The organism is Microbacterium sp. NPDC089186, from assembly GCF_040685115.1.
GTDB lineage: Bacteria > Actinomycetota > Actinomycetes > Actinomycetales > Microbacteriaceae > Microbacterium > Microbacterium galbum.
Window position 1 is genome coordinate 464,689 of the sequence record NZ_JBFBHJ010000003.1, and the last position, 20,737, is coordinate 485,425.

Here is a 20,737-nt window from a genome sequence, read left to right on the forward strand (position 1 = left end):
ATGGGCGCTCAGTCGACGAGCGACGCGGCGAACACGTGCGGGGTGAAACCGGTGAGATCGCCGATGCCCTCGCCCTGGCCGAGCAGCTTGACGGGAATGCCGGTGCGCTCCTGCACCGCGAGGACGAACCCGCCTCTCGCGGAACCGTCGAGCTTGGTGAGCACGAGCCCGGTGACGCCCGCGCTGTCGAGGAACGCCTGCGCCTGCATGAGCCCGTTCTGGCCCGTCGTGGCATCGAGCACCAGCAGCACCTCGCTGATGGGGGCCTGCTTCTCGACGACGCGCTTGATCTTGCCGAGCTCGTCCATGAGTCCGCCCTTGGTGTGCAGGCGCCCGGCCGTGTCGATGAGCACGATCTCGGTGGCGGTCTCCTTGGCGTGGGCGACGGTCTGGAAGGCGACGGACGCCGGATCCTGACCCTCGTGTTGCGGGCGCACGATCGTGGCTCCCCCGCGCTCGGCCCACGTCGCGAGCTGGTCGACGGCGGCGGCGCGGAACGTGTCGGCGGCTCCGACCACCACGGTACGGCCGTAGCGCTGAAGGAACTTGGCGAACTTGCCGATCGTCGTCGTCTTGCCGACGCCGTTCACGCCGACCACGAGCACGACGGCGGGACGCTCGGTGAGGCGCAGCGTGGTATCGAACTTCGCGAAGTGCTCCTCGAGCGTCTCGCGCAGCATGCGCTGCAGATCTCGGGGATCGGTGGTGCGATAGCGGTCGACCTTCTCGCGCAGTTCGTCGATGAGGCGCTCGGTGACGTCGGGACCGAAGTCCGCGGTCAGCAGCGCCGTCTCGAGGTCGTCCCAGGTCGTCTCGTCGATGGTGGGTTTGACGAACAACCCGCGCAGCGCGCGGCCCAGCGACCAGGAGTTCTCAGCCATTGCTTCAGCTTACGGGGGCGGCCTCGTCGCGGGCGGCGGCGGGGGCAGCCGGTCGCGACGCCGCGCGGTCGCCCACGCGCTGCCCCACCACAGCCGACACCCCGTCCTGCCGCATCGAGACGCCGTACAGCGCGTCGGCGATCTCCATCGTGCGCTTCTGATGGGTGATGACGATGAGCTGGCTGCTGGCGCGCAGCTTCTCGAACACCCCGAGGAGCCGGCCGAGGTTCGCGTCGTCGAGGGCCGCCTCGACCTCGTCGAGGATGTAGAAGGGGCTCGGGCGCGCCGTGAAGATCGAGGTCAGGAACGCCACCGCCGCGAGAGAACGCTCCCCGCCGGAGAGAAGGGACAGCCGCTCGATCTTCTTGCCGACGGGCCGCACAGCCACCTCGATGCCCGTGGTCAGCGGGGAGTCGGGATCGGTGAGCGAGATGCTGCCGGAACCGCCGGGGAAGAGGATCGGGAAGATGTCGGTGAACGCCGCCCGGGTGTCCTCGAACGCGGCGACGAAGATCGTCTGCATCCGCTCGTCGAGCTCGGCGATGATCGTCTGCAGATCGGCGCGCGTCTGCTGCAGGTCGGCGAGCTGCTCGGTGAGGAAGGCGTGCCGCTGCTCCAGCGCCGCGAACTCCTCGAGCGCGAGCGGATTCACCCGGCCGAGCTGCCCGAGCTTGCGCTCCGCATCCTGGAGGCGGCGTTTCTGAGCCGCGCGGTCGAAGGCCGTCGGCTGCCCATCGCCATCTGCGGGGACACCCTGGTCGGGACCGTATTCCGAAACGAGAATGTTCTCCTCGAGCGCCAGTTCCGATCGCACGCGTTCGAGCAGGCTCGTGACGTGGAGCTTCTTCTCGTGCATCTGGAGCTCGAGACCGTGCACGTTCTCGGTCAGGCGCGCGAGGCGGTCGCGCACGGCCGCCTCCTCCGCACGGGCGCGGGTCAGCTCGTCGGTGACCGCGGCGCGCGCGGTCTCGGCCGCCGCGAGCTCCACGCGGGCCTGGCTGACCGAGCGGTCGACCGAGTCCAGGAGGGCCGGGAGCGCCCCGGCGACCTCGGCCGCCACCTCGCGCTGGGCGCGGCGGATCACGGCACGGCGGGCGGCTTCGTCGGCGGCGGCGCGTTCGCGTTCGCGCTGCTGCTCGAGCTGCACGATGCGCAGCTCACCGGCACGCACCCGCTCCCTGAGCGTTTCGATGTCGAGGCGCGCGCGCATCTCGCGCTCGCGCGCCGTCTCGACCTCGGCGGCCAGGGGCTCCCTCGCCGTTGCGTCCAGCAGCGGCCGGGGTGCGTCCAGCGCACGGGCGAGGGCGTCGTCGGCCCGTCGCGCCGCCGACTCGGCCTCGGCCACGGCCGTCTCCGCTTGAGCGACACCGGCCGCGAGCCGGTCGCACTCCGCCATCGCCGCCTCGTGACGAACGGTGACGCGGTTCACCTTTTCGGCGTGGGCCGCCAGGGCGGCATCATGCGCGCGCAGTGTCGACAGCGTCTCCTTGGTGCGCTGCCGCGCGTCCGCCAGCGCCCGCTGCTCGTCGGTGAGGGCTTCGCGGAGCGAGTCGGCGACCACCACGATCTCGTCGAGCCGTTCGGCCGCGGCGTCGCGCTCGGCCGCGAGCTCGAGACGCGAGCGCCCCGAATCCGATCCGGCCCGGAGCGTGTGCGCGGTCATCACCTCACCCGTACGCGTGACGACGGTCACGTCGTGCGGGATCCGCTCGCGCAGCGCGTGCGCGGCGGCGAGGTCGTCGACGATCACGGTCCGGCTCAGGATGCCGCGCACCCCGTCGGACGCCGTGATCACGTCCGTCGCCGGGGTCGCGCCGAGGTCGGGAGGCGACACCGCGTCCGCATCCCCGGCGATGGCGATCTCGACCAGGCCGAGGTCGGACGCCGACGCCTCGCGCGCAGCGGCGAAGGCGGATGCCGCGTCGTCGACCAGCAGGCCCTCCGCGAGCGAGCCGAGCGCCGCCGCGATGGCGGCCTCGAAGCCCGCGGTGACCTTGACGTCGTCGCTCACGAGCCCGCGCACGCCGGGCCCGCCCGCCGCGAGGAGGTCGGCAGCGGCGTTGCGCACGTCGAGGGCCCGGCCGAGGGCCGTCGTCTGGGCGGCCAGGGCGTCACGCTCGCGCTCGGCGGCGTGCAGGCGCTCACGGAGTCCGGCCACGGTCGTCTCGACCTCGTTCGCGTCGCGCTGCGCGCGCTCGTACGCGGCCGCGTGCTCCGCCGTCGACGCCTCGGGGACGACATCGGGATCCAACTCGGCCCGGGCCTCCTCCGCTTCCGCTCGACGCGCGAGCGCGGCGTCCAAAGCCCTCTGCTGCCGCTCCAGACCGCCGCGCACGGCGGTGAGAGCCGAGTTCGCGGCATCCGCCGTTCCCCGTAGAGCCTGGATCCTGAGGTCGTGCTCCGACACGAGGGCGCTCTGGGCGGCGATGTCGACGTCGAGGGCATCGAGGTCGGCCCGCGCACGGACGACAGCGCGTGCCGCATCGGCCGCGGCATCCTGGGCGTCGCCCAGACCGGATGCGATGTCGTCGATCTCGGAGCGGACGTCATCGATCGTGCGCTGCGACACCGTCGGTGTGAACCCGGACCCGTCGCTGTCGTCATCGCTCAGCAGGGTGAGGCGCTGCCCGGCGAGGGTGTAGAGGCCGCGCAGACGCTCCTGCACCTGCTGAAGGGCGAAGGCGACGCTGCGGGCCCGATCGACGGCCTCGGAACGCTGATCGTTCTCGAGGCGCTCCACGCGCCGACGCAGTCCGTCGGCCTGCTCCTGGAGCCCGAGGCGCTCGGTGTGGCGCTCGCTCTCGGCGCGGGCCGCGTCGGCCAGCTCCGTGCGCAGGCGCACGAGGTCGTCGGCGTACAGGCGCGCCTTGGCGTCGCGCACGACCGCCGCGATCGTCGCCGCCTCTCGTGCGATCTCGGCCTGCTTGCCGAGGGGCTTGAGCTGACGACGCAGCTCGCCCGCCAGGTCGCTCAGGCGCGTGAGGTTCGTCTCCATCGCCTCGAGCTTTCGGACGGTCTTCTCTTTGCGGCGACGGTGCTTGAGGATGCCGGCGGCTTCTTCGATGAAGCCTCGTCGGTCTTCGGCGGTGGCCTGGAGGACGGTGTCGAGGCGCCCCTGGCCGATGATGACGTGCATCTCGCGTCCGAGGCCGGAGTCGCTCAACAGCTCCTGCACGTCGAGCAATCGGCAGGTCTGTCCGTTGATGGCGTACTCGCTCGCCCCGTTGCGGAACAGCGTGCGACTGATCGTCACCTCGCTGTAGTCGATGGGCAGGGCGCCGTCGCCGTTGTCGATCGTCAGCTGCACCTCGGCACGGCCCAGCGGGCCGCGCGTCGATGTGCCGGCGAAGATGACGTCCTCCATCTTGCCGCCGCGCAGCGTCTTCGCCCCCTGTTCCCCCATCACCCACGCGAGTGCGTCGACGACGTTGGACTTGCCGGAGCCGTTCGGGCCGACGATGCAGGTGACGCCCGGCTCGAGGGCGAAGGTGGTCGACTGGGCGAAGGACTTGAAGCCTTTGAGCGTGACGCTCTTCAGATGCACGTCACCCTCCCTCGATCGTCCCGGCGCTCCACGCTATCCGAACACCCCCGGAATTCCGCGGCGGCGGGCCGATCTCGACGCGCAGACGCGCCCGGGGAGCGGCCGTTTCTGAGGATGAGCTTGACATTCGCTGAAAGCGTTCGCTAGCGTCGGGGGTCGCAACCGACGTCGAAAGGAGGTTCCTTCCATGATTCGCATCACCACCGGCTTCACCGCCCCCGGCTTCATCGCCGTCCCCGTGCTCTCCGCATCCGTGTCCGAAGGGGCTTCCACCGTCGGCATGCCCTCCCGACTCGGATAACCCCGTCGCGTCGAGACGTTCCCCGTCTCCGCGTCCGCGAGCCTCTCGTGCTCGCCGGACCTTCCCGGTCCCTCCACGCGCTCGTCGCGTCATCCGCTCGCTTTCATCCTCACGGAGTATCCGCATGAACGCCCTGTTCACGCGCGCGCCGCAGCACGCCTCGGCCGCGCCCACCCCGACACCCACCCCGTCGACGGTCACGTTCGACACCACCGCCTACCGCCCGCTCGGCCTGCTCGACCGGCTGTCGCTGCGCCTCGGCCTCTGGCTGCTGACGCGGCACGCCGATCGAGCCCGGGCGCTCGACCACCAGGCGGTCAGCGCGTACCGCGCCCGCACGGTCCAGGCCGAGCGCGAGAAGCGCGAACGCGCCTGGCGAAGCGCTGCGGCCTTCAGCCGCCCGCCCTTCTGAGCGGTGGGGCCGACGGATGACGTCGGCCCCACCGGCATCCCCCTTCGATCCGAAAGCTGTGACATGACCACCCTTCCGGCCGGCCTCGAGCTGCGCCCCCTCCACATCCCGACCTCCCTCGACGGTCCCGATGCCGCGGACTTCCTCGACATGGTGCGTTTGCGCAACCTCGTCTATGCCGAGGTCTCCGGCCACGACGACTCCTCGATGCCCGCCGACGAACTGCTCCCCCTCTATCAGCCACGACCCGAGATGAAACGGTTCTCCTGGATCGCGGTCTTCCACGGCGAAGTCGTGGGCCGGGTGGGTCTCGACTTCCCGCAGGAAGACGGCGCCCGCACCGGGTTCTGGCTGATCGAACTGCGGCGCTCCGCCTGGAGCCACGGCATCGGCCGCGCCGCCTTCGCCGAGATCGAGCGCATCGCCCGCGACGAAGGCCGCACCATTCTGCAGGCGTGGGCGGAGCACCCCGCCGCAAACGGCCCCCGTCTCGCGGCACCCACGGGTTTCGGGGCGATACCCGAAGACCACGCGGCGCGCTTCCTGTTGGCATCCGGGTGCACCCTCGAGCAGATCGTGCGGGTGAGTCAACTCGATCTGGCCGGCGCGCGCCCGCACCTCGGAACCCTGCTGGCCGAGGCGGAGGAGGCGGCCTCGGGCTACCGCGTCGTGCAGTGGACGCTGCCCACCCCCGACGAGTTCGTCGACGGTTTCGCGTGGATGAAGTCGCGCATGGTCACCGACGCGCCCTCGGCCGATCTCGAGTTCGACGAGGAGGTGTGGGATGCCGACCGCCTCCGCCGCTACGAAGCCGGATACCTCGACGCGGGGCGGCACATGCTCGTCACCGCCGCCCAGCACATCGACAGCGGCGAGCTCGCGGCGTTCAACGAGCTCGTGATCGGGAAGGACCGCACCACGGTGACGAGCCAGGAGGACACCCTGGTCGTCGCCGCCCACCGCGGCCACCGCCTCGGCCTGCTCGTCAAGTGCGCCGGGCTTCTCGCGTGGCACGACGTCGCGCCGCTGTCCCCGCGCGTCATGACGTACAACGCGGAGGAGAACCGCCCGATGCTCTCGATCAACGAACGCATCGGCTTCGCCCCCATCTCGTACGAGGGCGTGTGGAAGAAGATCCTTGCCTGATCGTGTGAGTCGCCAGAAATCGTCGCCGGGGAGCAGCCCGGAGCGACGATTCCTGGCGACTCGCGCGAGTCGTGGTCAGCGCAGGCGCTGGCAGTGCGGGCAGAAGTGGCTCGAGCGGTTCATGAACGACACGCGCACGATCGGCCGACCGCATCGCGGGCACGGCTGGCCGGTGCGCCCGTAGGCGTTGAGCGAGTGGGCGAAGTACCCCGCCTGCCCGTTGACGTTGACGTATTGCGCGTCGAAGCTCGTTCCCCCCTCGGCGAGAGCCTTCTCGAGAACCGCCTGCACCTCGCCGAGCAGGCGGTTGACCGCCCGCGTCGACAGAGCGGATGCCGGAGTCTCGGGGTGGATGCGCGCGGCCCACAGCGACTCGTCGGCGTAGATGTTGCCGATGCCGCTGGCCACCGTCTGATCGAGCAGCACGCGCTTGACGCCGGACGACGTGCGCCCCAGCCGTGTGCGGAAGCGCGCGGCGTCGAAGGCCGGGTCGAGGGGATCGCGCCCGATGTGCGCGACCTGCGTGGGGACCCGAGCGAGTCCGGAACCGCGTCCCCCTGCGGCGCCGTCGGGCGTGTCGACGAGCTCGTCGATCGCGAGCGAGCCGAACGTGCGCTGGTCGGCGAAGACGACCGACAGCGGACCGTGCACGGGGTGCTCGAGCTCGATCCGGATACGCTCGTGCCGCTCCTCGGGAGCCCCGGGAACGCGCAGGAGCATCTGACCGCTCATGCCGAGATGCGTGACGATCGTCTCGTCGTCGGACACCGGCATCCACAGGAACTTGCCGCGTCGCACGGCCGCGTCGATGCGTCGGCCGGTGAGCTCGCCTTCGAAGTGGGCCGCTCCCCCGGTGTGGCGGGTCAGGGCGCGGTCGTCGCGCACGTCGACCGATGTGATGAGCGCCCCGCGGACGGCGGGCTCGAGGCCCGCCCGTACGACCTCGACCTCGGGAAGCTCAGGCACGCGCGTCGAGTTCGCGCCAGGCGGTCAGCGCGGCGGCCATCTCCGCCTGCTTCTTGCTGGAGCCCTGGCCCGTGGTCACGACGTCGCCCACCGTGACGGTCGCGGTGAAACGACGGTCGTGGTCGGGTCCGGCGGCTTCGACGCCGTAGACGGGGGCGGTCAGACCGAGACGGGCCGCGATCTCCTGCAGGCTCGTCTTCGGATCCATCGCGGCGCCGTAACGCTCGGGATCGGCGAGAAGCGGCTCGACCAGGCGCAGCACCATCGCGGTCGCCGCCTCGGGTCCGGCCGAGAGGAAGGCCGCGCCGATGATCGCCTCCATGGTGTCGGCGAGGATCGAGTCCTTGTCGTGCCCGCCGGTGAGGATCTCGCCACGGCCGAGACGCACGTGATCGCCGAGTGCGATGCCACGGGCGACCTCGGCCAGCGCCACGGTCGAGACGACGCTCGCACGACGCTTCGCCAGGCTGCCCTCGTCGAGGTCGGGATGCCCGGTGAACAGACGCACCGTGACGGCTTGGCCCAGCACCGAGTCGCCGAGGAACTCCAGGCGTTCGTTGTGGGCGATGCCACCGTTCTCGTAGGCGAACGAGCGGTGCGTCAGAGCAAGAGAAAGAAGCTCGGGGTCGATGTCGACCCCGAGCTTCTCGGTGAGCGCATCGCGCTCGACGTTGTTACGCGTCACGAAGTGCCGATCAGACGTCGGCGACCTTGCGGCCCTTGTACTCGAGGAAGAGCTCGGTGCCCTGCGAGTCGGTGACGACCTTCGCCTGGTGAGGGCGGCTGTAGACGACCTTGCCGTTCTCGATGGTCTTGACCAGGGCGGGGGCTTCAGCCTTCCACTGGGCGCGACGCGAACGGGTGTTGGAGCGGGAGACCTTCCGCTTCGGGGGGTTACCTGCCATGTCTAGCTCTTCTCTGTCTTGGGGGCGGCGCGGAGCGCATCGCCGTGGTCTGGGGTGTACTGCTGGAGCGCAGCCCATCGAGAATCGACGGGCGACTGCTCCGGTTCGCCGGGGCTTTCCGTCAGCCTCTCGCCCGTGTTCGGGTCGAGCCCGGGGCAATCCGGCTGACACACCGGCTGGAACGGAAGCGACAGGACAATGGCATCCCGGACCAGATTTTCAAGATCCACGTGGTCGTCTTGAACGTCGAAGTCACTCGCTTCTCCCCCAGGATACGTGAAAAGTTCCTGGAACTCGACTTCGACAGGCTCGGTGATGTCGATGAGGCAGCGTCCGCACACGCCCGTGGCGGTGGTGTCGACGGTTCCCGACACGAGGATGCCCTCGTGCACGGACTCTAGACGCACGTCGAGTTCGAGCACCTCGGCCTCGGGGACCGAGACGAGACCCTCGCCCCATTTCTCGGGGGCGGGGATGTCGAGCGAGTGCTCGCGCATCTCTCCGGGCTTGCGCTCGATGTCGCGCACGGGGAGCTGGAAAGGTCCGGGACGGTGGGTTCTCACGGTCGACAATGCTACCCGCGCGCCCCTGGGCGCGGGCCGGGCGCCGCGCGGCGAGCCCGCCTCCTGCGATGTCGCCCGCCGCGCGCGCGTGTCACGGATGCGGCGCCGCGACGTCAGAGGTCGCGCGCGCCCGTGTCGAGGAACCGCGCCACGGCCGCCGGCACGTACGGCGACACGTCGCCCCCGAGTCCCGCGACCTGCCGCACGAGGGAGCTCGACACGAGCGCGTGCGAGGGGTCGGGCAGCAGGAAGACGGTCTCGACGTGCGCGAGGTCGCGATTGACGATCGCCATGGGGGTCTCGTACGCCACGTCGACCTGCGAACGGATGCCTTTGACGAGCACCTTGGCGCCCACGTCGGTCGCGTAGTCGACCAGCAGGCCCATGCTCCAGGCCGCCACGATCACGTCGCCCTCGATGCCCGCCTCGCGGATGGATTGCTCGAGCAGACTCTGCCGCTGCGCGATGGGCAGCATGGCCTCTTTGCCGGGGTTGTGCACCACCAGCACGTGGAGCTGGTCGAACAGACCGGCCGCGCGTCGGATGACGTCGAGATGGCCGAGCGTGGGCGGGTCGAACGAGCCGGGGACGACGGCGATCCGGGGGTCCATTCGGCCAGCCTAGCGAGGAGCTTCCCCCGCGGGGCCGACCACTCAGGACTTCGCCAGCGCGGCGCGCTCCTCGACGCCGACGCGCCGCTCCAGGGCGGCGGCGAGGCCCGGATGCCGGGTGAGCGCCGGGTCGTCGGCGAGGACGCGCTCGCCCTCGGCGCGGGCCTCGGTGATGAGCGCGGCATCCGTGACCACGCGCAGCAGCCGCAACGAAGACCGCACCCCCGACTGCGCGCCGCCGAGCACGTCTCCCTCGCCGCGCAGCTCGAGGTCGACCTCGGCGAGGGCGAATCCGTCGAGGGTCGCGGCGACGGCCTCGACCCGCGACCGGGCGGAGGTGCCCGGAGCAGCCTCCGTCACGAGCAGGCAGAGACCCGGCAGACCGCCGCGGCCGACGCGCCCGCGCAGCTGATGCAGCTGCGAGACGCCGAAGCGATCGGCTTCGAGGATCACCATCGTTGATGCGTTGGGCACGTCGACGCCGACCTCGATCACCGTGGTGGCGACCAGCACGTCGATGTCGCCGCGCGAGAAGGCCTGCATGACGGCATCCTTCTCGTCGGAGGCCATCTTGCCGTGCAGGATCTGCACGCGGATGTCGGCGAACGACGGCAGCTGTGCGAGGAGCGCGTCGACCTGCACGACGCCCCATCGGGTGCGACTTCCCTCGCCCGCGGCGGTGGCGACCGGGGCGTCGGCGGGCTCGTCGCTCTTGCCGTCGGCGGAGACCTGCTCCGCGTCGATCGCGGGGCACACCACGAAGGCCTGCCGGCCGAGCGCCACCTCTTCGGCCACGCGGTCCCAGACCCGGGCGAACCAGCCCGGCTTCTCGGCGAGCGGAGCGACGAACGATTGGATGCCGGCACGCCCGGCCGGCATGGTGCGGATGGTCGAGACGTCGAGGTCGCCGAAGACCGTCATCGCCACGGTGCGCGGAATGGGCGTCGCCGTGAGGACGAGGGTGTGCGGAGAGTCGCCCTTGGAGCGCAGCGCCTCGCGCTGGTCGACGCCGAAGCGGTGCTGTTCGTCGACCACGACGAACCCGAGGTCGGCGAAGGTGGTGGTCGCGCTCAGCAGCGCGTGGGTGCCGACGACGATGCGCGCCTGACCGGAGGCCACCCGCAGCGCCGCCTTCCGACGCTCGGCCGCCGGCATCTGCCCGGTGAGGAGGGTGGGCATGAGCTCGGGGGCCAGCTCCGGTCCCAGCATGCGGGCGATCGAGCGCAGGTGCTGGCCCGCGAGCACCTCGGTGGGCGCGATGAGCGCGGACTGGCCGCCGGACTCGGCGACCTGGAGCATGGCGCGCAGGGCGACCAGGGTCTTGCCCGACCCGACCTCGCCCTGCACGAGCCGGTTCATCGGCCAGTCGCCGACGAGGTCGGCCGCCAGCTGCGCGCCGACGCTCTGCTGGTCGGGAGTGAGGTCGAACGGGAGGATGGCGTCGAAGCGTTCGAGAAGCCCTCCTGCGGCGGCGGGACGTCGGGCGGCGGAGAGCGCACGCACGAACTGCCGCTGCTGCAGCAGCGCGGTCTGCAGCACGAAGGCCTCCTGCATGCGCAGCGTCTCGACCGCGGGCGGGATGTCGTCGTCGCTCTCGGGGCGATGGATGCGCTCGAGCGCGGCGCGGGCGTCGAGGAGGCCGCGGCGCGCGCGCAGATCGTCGGGCAGGGGGTCGTCGATCTCGCCCAGCCCGTCGAGCACGAGCGCGATCGTCTTCTGCACGAGCGTGCTCGGGACGGAGCTCGTGGCCGGATAGATCGGAATGGGTCGCTTCGCGGTGACCTCCGCTTCGGCGCGCGCTTCGGCGATGTCGTCGAACAGCTCGTAGTCGGGGTTCGTCAGCTGCGTCTGCCGCCGGTACTCGCCCACCTTCCCCGAGAAGATCCCCCGTCGACCGGGGGTGAGGTCTTTCAGTCGCCAGGGCTGGTTGAAGAACGTCAGCGACATACGCCCGTCGCCGTCGCTGATCACGACCTCCAGCAGCGACCCGCGGCGGTTCTGCATTCGCCGCTCGTTCGCGCTGACCACCTCGGCGACGATGGTCACCGGCTCGCCCAGCGGCAACGTCGCGATGGGCGTGAGCTCGCCCCGCCGCGCGTACCGACGCGGGTAGTGCTCGAGGAGCTCGCCGACCGTCTTGACGCCGAACGCCTTGTCGAACGCCGTCGCCGTCTTGCCGCCGACGGCGCCGTCGAGGCGGGACGCGAGCGAGAGTCCGGGCATGCTCCGAGTCTAGGCAGCCCCTCGGACACGACCCGCCCGCACCCCGAGTCCGCCCGGAGCGGGCCCCTGGTCGCGGGGCCGATCCGCGGCATCCGGAAACCGTAGGCTGGAGCGGTGACGCGCATCATCTCGGGCCGCGCCGGCGGCACCGTCCTCGACGTCCCCCCGAAGGGCACGCGCCCCACCAGCGACCGGGTGCGCGAGTCCCTCTTCGGCGCTCTCGAGTCCGCGGGCGTCCTCGACGACGCCCGCGTCGCCGACCTATACGCCGGGTCCGGCGCTCTCGGCCTCGAGAGCCTCAGTCGCGGCGCCGCGTCCGCCGACCTCGTCGAGCTCTCCGCCCCGGCGGCGGCCCTCATCCGCAAGAACGCCGACCGTCTGCGCACGGCGGGCGTCACCGCGCCCGCGCGCGTGCACCGCGCGAACGTCACGACCTACCTCGCGGCCTCCGCGCAGGTCTGGGACCTGGTGTTCATCGACCCGCCCTACGACGTCTCGGAGACCGAGATCACGAGCGTGCTCGTCGCGCTCGCGCCGCGGCTCAGCCCGGAGGCGACCGTGATCGTCGAGCGTGCGAAGCGCTCCCCCGCGCCCGATTGGGTCGCCGCCGGCCTCGAGGCCGACCGCGACCGGGCGTACGGCGACACGACGATGTGGTGGGGACGCCCCGCGACCTGACGAGCGCCTCGTCGCACGGTCGACGGGAGGGCCGGAGAACGCGCGGCCCACGCCGTTCGAGCGACAGGAGCGCGCACGGTGGTCACGCCCCGCCGACGGGGACCGCGGCCTCAGCCGCGCCCCGCGTCCCAATCGCGGTACGGGTCCCACCCGCCCGGGCCCTCCCAGGCGTGCCCGTCGACCCGCACCGCGTCGTCGCCCCGGGCGACCACCGTGCCGATGCGACGGCCGTGGGGCTCGGCATCCGGGGGGAACACGACGAGGAACCCGTGGTCCTCTCCCCCGTCCAGGGCGCGCGCCGGCTCATCGCCGAGCGTGGCACTGTCGATCTCGATCGTGACGTCGGAGGCGTCGGCCAGGCGCGTGGCGTCGAGGACGAGACCGTCGGAGACGTCCATCATGGCCGTCGCCCCGGATGCCGCGGCCGCCAGCGCCGCGGCCAGAGGCGGGCGCGGGGCGAGTTGGCGCGACACGGCCCGTGCGTCGAGGGGGTCGAGCGCCGCGCGGGCCTGCGGCGTCAGGGCGACGGGGGCGCCGTCGGCGTCGGTGAAACGCCGGAACAGCACCTCGAGCCCCCTCGCCGCCTCGCCGAGCTCGCCGATCACGTAGACGCCGTCGCCCACGCGGGCACCTGAACGGCGAACGGGGTCGCGCCCCTCGAGGCTGCCGAGCGCCGTCACAGCGATGGTGAGGGTGTCCGAGACGGTGAGGTCCCCACCCTCGACCGCGCAGCCGGGGGCCAGCTCGTCGCACGCCGCCGCGAGACCGTCGGCGAGGCCCTGCACGAACGACACGGGTGTCGCGTCGGGCATCGCCAGCGCGACCAGAAGAGCCACGGGGCGGGCGCCCATGGCCGCCACGTCGGCGAGGTTGACCGCTGCGGCCTTGAAACCGAGCTCGAACGGCGACGACCAGGCCAGGCGGAAGTCGGGCCCGTGCACGAGCGTGTCGGTCGTGGCGACCACGCGCCCGTCGGGCACCGAGAGCACGGCGGCGTCGTCGCCCGGGCCCACGGGCGCGGTCGAGGGCGGGAGGCGATCGAGGATGCCGCGGAGGACCTGCCCCTCGGACAGCTCGCCCACAGTTGTCTCGGGGGTGGTCTCGGCGTCGGTCACCCTCCCACGCTATTAGCCTGGAGGGGTGCCCCGCTCTCCCCGTACCCTCGCGCTGCTGACCGCCCTCGCCCTGCTCCCGGGGCTCGCGGCGTGCAGCGCGACGGTGGCGATGGAACCGGCGAAGGACGCGAACGACCCGGCGTGCGCCGACATCGTCTCGCGCCTGCCGCAGACCATCTCGGGCCAGGAACGTCGATGGACCGACGCCCAGGCCACCGGAGCGTGGGGCGACCCCGCCGCGATCCTGATGACCTGCGGGCTCGAGACGCCCGGCCCCTCGACGCTGCCGTGCCGTTCCTTCGACGGCGTCGACTGGCTCGTCGATGAGTCTCAGGCCGCCGACAACCGCTACACGCTCACGACGTTCGGTCGCACCCCCGCCCTGCAGGTCTACCTCGACTACGAGGCGGCGAGCAGCGGCGACGTCGCCCAGGCGCTCGGACCGCTGATCCGCACCTATCTGCAGCCCACCGGCTCGGTGTGCACCTCGGCGTCCGACGCCACGGCGACCCCCAGCGCCGCGCCGTAGCCCGCCCCCTCCCGACAGCGGACCCGGCCCGGGGGCCACGGCGCACCCATGAGCACCGCGGCGGTGGAACACGGCGACACGCCGCTCACCGGCATCCAGTCGCGGCGTGCCGGACCGTCGGCCCGCCGTTGTGCACGGAAGGGGACGATGCGGAGATCGGCAGAGCGCGGAATCCGGCGACGGCCCGCGGAGGGATGACGCGAGCACGACCGCGGGTCGGTTCGCAGACACGCCTCGTCCGGGCGCTCACCCCCGCCGTGTCGTCTCGACGACCCGCGGTCGTGCGCGGCCGCGGCACCCCGCGACGGGTCAGGCCTTCTCGAGCGCGGCGTCGAGCAGGTCGCTGATGAGGTCCGGGTACGACAGGCCCGAGGCGATCCAGCACGTGGGGAACATCGAGATCGGGGTGAACCCGGGCATCGTGTTGACCTCGTTCACGTAGAACTCGGTGCCGGTGTAGAAGAAGTCCACGCGGGCCAGCCCCTGACCGCCGATCGCCTCGAAGGCCTGGGCGGCGATGCGCTGCATCTCGGCGAGCTCGCCGTCGCGAAGGTCCGCGGGGCAGACCAGGTCGACGCCGGGGGCGTCGAGGTACTTGGCCTCGAAGTCGTAGAACTCGCGGCCCGTGACGACGATCTCCCCCGCCACCGAGACCCGCACCGGCCCGCCGTCGCGCCCGGGCAGCACGCCGCACTCGACCTCGCGTCCGACGATCGCCTTCTCGACCAGCACCAGGCCGTCTTCGGCGAAGGCGGTGTCGAGGGCGGTGTCCAGGTCTTCCCAGCGCGAGACCTTCGTCACACCGACGCTGGAACCCGCCTCGTTGGGCTTGACGAACACGGGCAGGTCGAGCGCCCGCATCCGCCGCTCCCACAGCCCGCGGTCGCGGGCGAGGTCTGCGCGCGTGACGGCGACCCACGGCACGACGGGCACGCTGGCCGCGCGGAGCACCTGCTTGGTGACGTGCTTGTTCATGCCGATCGCCGACATCAGCACGCCGCCGCCGGCGTACGGGATGCCGAGGAGCTCGAGCAGGCCCTGTACCGTGCCGTCTTCGCCGAACCGTCCGTGCAGGATCGGGAGCACCACGTCGACCTCGCCCAGCGAGCGGGTGCCGTCGGCATCCGTCACCGTCCACTCGCGCGACAGCGTCGAATCGGGCAGGCGTACCCGCGTGCCGTTGTCGCGGACCTCGGGCAGCGCGTCGGGGATCAGCGCGAACTTGTCGGGGTCGTCGTCCTCGAGCACGAGGGCGCCGTCGCGGGTGATGCCGACCGGGATCACCCGGAAGCGCTCACGGTCGATCGCCCGCAGCACCCCGCCCGCCGTGGCGGAACTGATCGAATGCTCGCTGGAGCGCCCGCCGAAGAGCACCACCACCACCGGATTGCTCATTCTGCGTCCTCTCGCCCTGCGGCTGGTCGTCGTCTGTGGTCAGGTGCGGGGCGATGTCGCGGGGATCCATCGTCCCGTCGAGCACCATCTTCACCTGCTGCACGATCGGCATGTCGACGCCGACCTGCTTCGCGAGTTGCAGCACGGGCGCGACGGATGCCAACCCCTCTGCGGTCTGCTGCATCTGCGTGACCACTTCTTTGTAGCCGTAGCCCTGGCCGAGCAGCCGCCCCGCGGTGTTGTTGCGGCTGAGCGGCGACTGGCACGTCGCGATCAGGTCGCCGAGGCCCGCGAGGCCCTGCAGGGTCTCGGGCTGCGCGCCCTGGGCGACCGCGAAGTCGGTCATCTCGACGAGCCCGCGGGTGATGATCGAGGCCTTCGTGTTCTCGCCGTAGCCCACGCCGTCGACGATGCCGATCGCGACCGCGATGAGGTTCTTCAGCACGCCGCCGAACTCGGTGCCGATGACGTCGGTGTTCACGAACGAGCGGAAGTACCGGTTGCGGGCGCGCCGGGCGACGGCCTCGGCCGTCTCGGGGCTCAACGAGCTGATGACCGCGGCCGTCGGCTGCTCGCGCGCGATCTCGAGAGCGAGATTCGGACCGGATGCCACCGCGATGCGCGCCGGGTCGCACTCGAGCACCTGCTCGATGACCTGGCTCATGCGCAGGCCGGTCGACTTCTCGACACCCTTCATGAGCGACACGAGCGGGACGTCGGTGCGCTCCACGAGCGGGCGGATCGCGGCGAGGTTCTCGCGCAGAGACTGGCTCGGCACCGACAGGTAGATCTGCTCGGCTCCGGTCAACGCCTCCGCCAGGTCGGTCGTCGCCGTCATGGAGCGGGGCAGGTTGATGCCCGAGAGGTAGCGGCTGTTGCGCTTGGACTCGGTGATCTCGGCCGCGAGCTCCGGGCGCCGCGCCCACATGACGACCGAGGCTCCGCCGTCGGCGAGGATCTTGCCGAACGTCGTGCCCCAGCTGCCGGCACCGACGACGGCGACCTTCGGACCCGCGGCCGGCTGCAGGTTCTTACGAGTCAAGGCGGCCCGTTTCGTTCTGCCCGTGCTGAGACGGGTTCCACCGCTCGGTGGGCGCGGGAATGCCGCGGATGCCGGAGAGCATCTCCGTGATGCGGTTCATCAACGCGTCCGTCGCCCGGGTCAGCGTCGCCGGTTGGGTGGGCGCGGCGGCGTAGTCCGACATGTCCATCGCCGGTCCGAACTCCACGATCACCCGCGAACGGCGCGGGAACCGCAGCTTGCCGTAGCGCGGAAGGATCTGCTGCACACCCCACTGTGCCATCGGGATGAGGGGCAGGTCGCCCGCGAGAGCAAGCCGCACCGCTCCCGTCTTGCCGCGCATCGGCCACAGCTCGGGGTCGCGCGTGAGCGTGCCCTCGGCATAGACGATGACGCCCCGCCCGTCGCGGGCGATCTGCTCGGCGGCCTTCATGGACTGGTTGGCGCTCGTCGAGGTGCGGGGAACGGGCACCATCCCCGTCGCCTTGAGCGCCGCACCGAGGACGGGGGCGCGGAACAGGCTCTCCTTCGCCAGGAAGCGGGGGGCTCGACCGACCCGCCACACCGCGACGGCGACCACGAGGGGATCGAATTCCGAGTTGTGATTGGGGGCGAGTACGAACGCCCCCTCCCGCGGGAGGTTCTCGGCACCACGGATCTCGATGCGGGCGAAGAGCCCGGTGAGGGGCACCACGATCGCCGCGAGCGGCCAGAAGGCGCTCGGGCGGCTCTTCTCGGGGTTCGAGGCCACCGGCGTCAGCCCACGACGTCGAAGTCGGCGTGCAGAGCCGTGAGCTTCTCGAGGAACTTCTCGTACCCACGGCGGATGATGCCGATGTTGCGCACCGTCGACTCGCCCTCGGCCGCCAGCGCGGCGATGACGTAGCTGTACCCGCCGCGCAGGTCGGGGACCTCGACGTCGGCGGCGTGCAGCGGCGTGGGGCCGTTGATCACGGCCGCCTGCTCGAGGTCGCGACGCGGGACGCGACGGTCGGGGCTGTCGATGCCCTTGGGGTGCACGACGATGTCGGCGCCCATCTTGTTCAGCGCGGCGGTGAACCCGAGACGGTTCTCGTAGACGGTCTCGTGCACGGTCGAGGTGCCCGCCGCCTGCGTGAGGGCGACGATGAGCGGCTGCTGCCAGTCGGTCATGAAGCCGGGGTGCACGTCGGTCTCGACCATCACGGGCTTGAGCTCGTCGCCGCGACGGAACAGGATGCCGTCTTCGCGCACGTCGAACCATCCCCCGGCCTTGCGGAAGACGTTGAGGAACGTGAGCATGTCCTGCTGACGCGCGCCCTTGGCGAAGATCTCGCCGTCGGTCGCGAGGGCCGCGCAGGCCCAGGATGCGGCCTCGTTGCGGTCGAAGATCGCGCGGTGGTCGTAGCCGACGAGCTTGTCGACGCCCTCGATGAAGATGACGCGGTTGGGCTCGTACGAGATGATCGCGCCCATCTTCTGCAGCACCGCGATGAGATCCATGATCTCGGGCTCGATCGCGGCGTTGCGCAGTTCCGTGACGCCCTTCGCGCGCACGGCGGTGAGGAGCACCTGCTCCGTGGCGCCGACGCTCGGGTACGGCAGCGTGATGTTCGCGCCGTGCAGGCCGTTGGGCGCCGTGATGCGGATGCCCTCGTAGCTCTTGTCGACGACCGCGCCGAAGGCGCGGAGCGCGTCCATGTGGAAGTTGATCGGACGGTCGCCGATGCGGCATCCACCGAGATCGGGGATGAGCGCCTCACCGAGCAGGTGCAGCAGCGGGCCGCAGAAGAGGATCGGGATGCGAGATGCCCCCGCGTGCGCGTCGATCTCCTCGAAGTGCGCGGCGACGGCGCCCGAGGGGTCGAGGTGGAGTGTGCCCTCCTCGTCGCCCTCGGTGACCGTGACGCCGTGCACCTCGAGGAGCGAGCGGACGACCTTGACGTCGCTGATCATCGGCACGTCGCGCAGGGTGCTCGCGGTCTCGCCCAGGAGGGCCGCCACCATCGCCTTGGTCACGAGGTTCTTCGCGCCCTTGACCTCGACCGTCCCCCGCAGCGGGCGCCCGCCGCGGATGGCCAGGGTCTCCGCGGATTCCCAGTCCGGCTGTCCGGGGGTGCGGTCTCCGGAATCGGTGACGAGTGTGCTCATAGGGGGGTGGACCTCACTTCGTGGACGAGGGGCGGCGAATCGATCCGATCGGGTCGATCGGATTCAGCGGACCGGGAGGGTCCGCGGCCGCCATGCCTCGCGGCGCGCCTCGAACTGCGTGATCTTGTCTTCATCGCGCAGCGTGAGCCCGATGTCGTCGAGCCCTTCGAGAAGCCGCCACCTAGTGTAATCGTCGATGTCGAAGGAGACCGTGAGGTCGCCGATCATCGCCGTCTTGGCCTGCAGGTCGACGGTCATCTCGATGCCCGGCTGCGCCTCGATGGCGGCCCAGATGCGCTCCAGATCGTCTTCGGTGATCACGCCCGTGACCAGGCCCTGCTTGCCGGAGTTGCCGCGGAAGATGTCGGCGAACTTCGGGCTCAGCACGACCTGGAAACCGTAGTCGCGCAGCGCCCACACGGCGTGTTCGCGGCTGGAACCCGTTCCGAAGTCGGGGCCCGCCACCAGGATGGATGCCGAGCGGTAGGCGTCCTGGTTCAGGATGAAGTCGGGATCCTGCCGCCAGTTGGCGAACAGCGCGTCGTCGAAGCCGGTCTTGGTGACCCGCTTGAGGAACACCGCGGGGATGATCTGGTCGGTGTCGACGGCCGAGCGCTTCAGCGGGGCGGCGACACCGGTGTGCGTCGTGAACTTCTCCATGTCAGGCCTCCGCCCCGGCCGAAACGGTCTCCGCGGGGAGCGGGTCGAGATCGGCGGGGCTCGACAGCGTCCCCCGCACGGCGGTGGCCGCGGCCACGAGCGGCGACACGAGGTGCGTGCGCCCGCCCTTGCCCTGGCGTCCCTCGAAGTTGCGGTTCGAGGTGGATGCGCAGCGCTCCCCCGGCGCCAGCTGGTCGGGGTTCATGCCCAGGCACATCGAGCACCCGGCGAAGCGCCACTCCGCGCCGAACGCGATGAAGACCTTGTCGAGGCCCTCGGCCTCGGCCTCCAGACGAACCCGCGCCGACCCCGGCACGACCATCACGCGGACGTTCTCGGCCTTCGACCGGCCCTCGATGACGGAGGCGAAGGCCCGCAGGTCTTCGATGCGGCTGTTGGTGCACGAGCCCATGAAGACGGCATCCACCGGGATGTCCTTCATCGGCGTGCCCGCGGCGAGGTCCATGTATTCCAGGGCCCGTTCGGCGGCGGCGCGCTCGTTGGGATCGGCGAGGTCGGAGGGGGTCGGGACCACGTCCGACAGCGACACGCCCTGACCGGGGTTGGTGCCCCACGTGACGAAGGGCTCGAGCTCGTTCGCGTCGAGGAACACCTCCGCGTCGTAGACGGCGCCCTCATCGCTGGGGAGGGTGCGCCAGTAGGCGACTGCGTCGTCCCAGTCCTGCCCCTGCGGGGCGTGCGGCTTGTCCTTGACGTAGGCGAAGGTCGTCTCGTCGGGGGCGATCATGCCGGCGCGGGCGCCCGCCTCGATCGACATGTTGCACATCGTCATGCGCCCCTCCATCGAGAGGGAGCGGATCGCGCTGCCGCGGAACTCGAGCACGTAGCCCTGGCCGCCGTTCGCGCCGATCTTGGCGATGATCGCGAGGATGATGTCTTTCGCGGTGACACCGGGCTTCAGCTCGCCCTCGACGGTGATCGCCATCGTCTTGAAGGGCTTCAGCGGCAGGGTCTGCGTGGCGAGCACGTGCTCGACCTCGCTCGTGCCGATGCCGAACGCCATCGCGCCGAAGGCGCCGTGGGTCGAGGTGTGCGAGTCGCCGCAGACCACGGTGATTCCGGGCATGGTCAGGCCGAGCTGCGGGCCGACGACGTGGACGATCCCCTGCTCCTTGTCGCCCAGCGAGTGGATGCGCACGCCGAACTCCTCCGCGTTGCGACGGAGGGTGTCGATCTGGGTGCGACTGGTGAGGTCGGCGATCGGCTTGTCGATGTCGAGGGTCGGGGTGTTGTGGTCCTCGGTGGCGATCGTCAGGTCGAGACGGCGCACCGGACGCCCCTCGGCGCGCAGACCGTCGAACGCCTGCGGGCTCGTGACCTCGTGCACGAGGTGCAGGTCGATGTAGATGAGATCGGGCTGGCCGTTCTCACCCTTGACCACGAGGTGGTCGTCCCAGACCTTCTCGGCCAGGGTGCGGGGGCGCTCCGAAACGTGGATGCCGTCGATCGATGTGCTGCTCATGGTGGCGTTTCTCCTCGGAAGGGGTGTGAGGCCCGCGACGAACTCCGCGACGAGAGAGGCCTAGGACAAGGTCTCGTCGCGGCCGCTAAGGAGGAGGCGAGCGATCCGCATCCGGTCACGATACCACCGGCCGCGACACCCCCTTCCGCGTAACACGGCGCCGCACATTTCGTC

Annotated in this window: 19 protein-coding genes; 4 read left to right on the forward strand and 15 right to left on the reverse strand. The window is 71.0% G+C overall.

From position 1 onward, the window contains the following. Positions 1-8: 8 nt before the first annotated feature. Together ftsY and smc are read right to left on the reverse strand one after the other, a co-directional pair. Entirely contained in the window at positions 9-881 is an 873-nt protein-coding gene (gene ftsY, locus AB0N82_RS12490) for a signal recognition particle-docking protein FtsY (RefSeq protein ID WP_315995507.1), read from the reverse strand. A 4-nt stretch (positions 882-885) separates the two neighbouring features. Then, positions 886-4,425 carry a chromosome segregation protein SMC gene (gene smc / locus AB0N82_RS12495; RefSeq protein WP_363391953.1) on the reverse strand — a complete coding sequence of 1,180 codons (3,540 nt, stop codon included), beginning with the start codon at positions 4,423-4,425 and terminating at the stop codon, positions 886-888. A 425-nt stretch (positions 4,426-4,850) separates the two neighbouring features. On the opposite strand from smc, the gene AB0N82_RS12500 reads away from it, so the two are divergent. Both AB0N82_RS12500 and AB0N82_RS12505 read left to right on the forward strand, forming a co-directional pair. Next, complete coding sequence (locus tag AB0N82_RS12500) at positions 4,851-5,138, forward strand: hypothetical protein (protein ID WP_315995505.1); 288 nt, start codon at positions 4,851-4,853, stop codon at positions 5,136-5,138. A gap of 63 nt (positions 5,139-5,201) precedes the next feature. Beyond that, positions 5,202-6,284 carry a GNAT family N-acetyltransferase gene (locus tag AB0N82_RS12505; protein WP_363391955.1) on the forward strand — a complete coding sequence of 361 codons (1,083 nt, stop codon included), beginning with the start codon at positions 5,202-5,204 and terminating at the stop codon, positions 6,282-6,284. A gap of 75 nt (positions 6,285-6,359) precedes the next feature. On the opposite strand, the gene mutM is transcribed toward AB0N82_RS12505, so the two are convergent. From mutM to AB0N82_RS12535, 6 genes are all read right to left on the reverse strand, one after another. Beyond that, positions 6,360-7,250 carry a bifunctional DNA-formamidopyrimidine glycosylase/DNA-(apurinic or apyrimidinic site) lyase gene (gene mutM / locus AB0N82_RS12510; RefSeq protein ID WP_363391957.1) on the reverse strand — a complete coding sequence of 297 codons (891 nt, stop codon included), beginning with the start codon at positions 7,248-7,250 and terminating at the stop codon, positions 6,360-6,362. Then, complete coding sequence (gene rnc / locus AB0N82_RS12515) at positions 7,243-7,935, reverse strand: ribonuclease III (protein ID WP_315995502.1); 693 nt, start codon at positions 7,933-7,935, stop codon at positions 7,243-7,245. Before rnc ends, mutM begins: the two co-directional genes overlap by 8 nt. 10 nt (positions 7,936-7,945) lie before the next feature. Next, complete coding sequence (gene rpmF, locus AB0N82_RS12520) at positions 7,946-8,155, reverse strand: 50S ribosomal protein L32 (protein WP_013586329.1); 210 nt, start codon at positions 8,153-8,155, stop codon at positions 7,946-7,948. A 2-nt stretch (positions 8,156-8,157) separates the two neighbouring features. Then, complete coding sequence (locus AB0N82_RS12525; protein WP_315995897.1) at positions 8,158-8,652, reverse strand: DUF177 domain-containing protein; 495 nt, start codon at positions 8,650-8,652, stop codon at positions 8,158-8,160. A gap of 179 nt (positions 8,653-8,831) precedes the next feature. Next, positions 8,832-9,329, reverse strand: a complete 498-nt coding sequence (gene coaD, locus AB0N82_RS12530) for a pantetheine-phosphate adenylyltransferase (protein ID WP_298872270.1) — start codon at positions 9,327-9,329, stop codon at positions 8,832-8,834. Positions 9,330-9,371: 42 nt separating this feature from the next. After that, positions 9,372-11,552 carry an ATP-dependent DNA helicase RecG gene (locus AB0N82_RS12535; RefSeq protein ID WP_363391960.1) on the reverse strand — a complete coding sequence of 727 codons (2,181 nt, stop codon included), beginning with the start codon at positions 11,550-11,552 and terminating at the stop codon, positions 9,372-9,374. Positions 11,553-11,666: 114 nt separating this feature from the next. Here AB0N82_RS12535 and rsmD point away from each other — a divergent pair, with 114 nt between their 5' ends. Further along, positions 11,667-12,230 carry a 16S rRNA (guanine(966)-N(2))-methyltransferase RsmD gene (rsmD, locus tag AB0N82_RS12540; RefSeq protein WP_363391962.1) on the forward strand — a complete coding sequence of 188 codons (564 nt, stop codon included), beginning with the start codon at positions 11,667-11,669 and terminating at the stop codon, positions 12,228-12,230. Between the two features lie 110 nt (positions 12,231-12,340). Here rsmD and thiL read toward each other — a convergent pair whose 3' ends face one another. Further along, entirely contained in the window at positions 12,341-13,345 is a 1,005-nt protein-coding gene (gene thiL, locus AB0N82_RS12545) for a thiamine-phosphate kinase (RefSeq protein ID WP_363391964.1), read from the reverse strand. 25 nt (positions 13,346-13,370) lie between these two features. Between thiL and AB0N82_RS12550 the strand changes: the two genes are divergently transcribed. Continuing rightward, positions 13,371-13,874, forward strand: coding sequence for a DUF3515 family protein (locus AB0N82_RS12550; protein WP_315995497.1), 504 nt, complete (start codon positions 13,371-13,373; stop codon positions 13,872-13,874). A gap of 309 nt (positions 13,875-14,183) precedes the next feature. On the opposite strand, the gene AB0N82_RS12555 is transcribed toward AB0N82_RS12550, so the two are convergent. The 6 genes from AB0N82_RS12555 to leuC form a co-directional block, all read right to left on the reverse strand. Then, positions 14,184-15,269: a D-alanine--D-alanine ligase family protein gene (locus AB0N82_RS12555; RefSeq protein ID WP_363391967.1), complete on the reverse strand. Its 1,086-nt coding sequence runs from the start codon at positions 15,267-15,269 to the stop codon at positions 14,184-14,186. Then, entirely contained in the window at positions 15,169-16,311 is a 1,143-nt protein-coding gene (locus AB0N82_RS12560; protein ID WP_315995495.1) for an NAD(P)H-dependent glycerol-3-phosphate dehydrogenase, read from the reverse strand. Before AB0N82_RS12560 ends, AB0N82_RS12555 begins: the two co-directional genes overlap by 101 nt. Further along, positions 16,301-17,041, reverse strand: coding sequence for a lysophospholipid acyltransferase family protein (locus AB0N82_RS12565; protein ID WP_315995494.1), 741 nt, complete (start codon positions 17,039-17,041; stop codon positions 16,301-16,303). Before AB0N82_RS12565 ends, AB0N82_RS12560 begins: the two co-directional genes overlap by 11 nt. A gap of 5 nt (positions 17,042-17,046) precedes the next feature. Beyond that, complete coding sequence (gene murA / locus AB0N82_RS12570) at positions 17,047-18,420, reverse strand: UDP-N-acetylglucosamine 1-carboxyvinyltransferase (protein WP_363391969.1); 1,374 nt, start codon at positions 18,418-18,420, stop codon at positions 17,047-17,049. A 63-nt stretch (positions 18,421-18,483) separates the two neighbouring features. Next, positions 18,484-19,080, reverse strand: coding sequence for a 3-isopropylmalate dehydratase small subunit (gene leuD, locus AB0N82_RS12575; protein ID WP_315995492.1), 597 nt, complete (start codon positions 19,078-19,080; stop codon positions 18,484-18,486). A gap of 1 nt (position 19,081) precedes the next feature. Continuing rightward, on the reverse strand, positions 19,082-20,563 hold the full coding sequence (gene leuC / locus AB0N82_RS12580; RefSeq protein WP_363391971.1) for a 3-isopropylmalate dehydratase large subunit: 1,482 nt from the start codon (positions 20,561-20,563) through the stop codon (positions 19,082-19,084). Between the last annotated feature and the right edge of the window lie 174 nt (positions 20,564-20,737).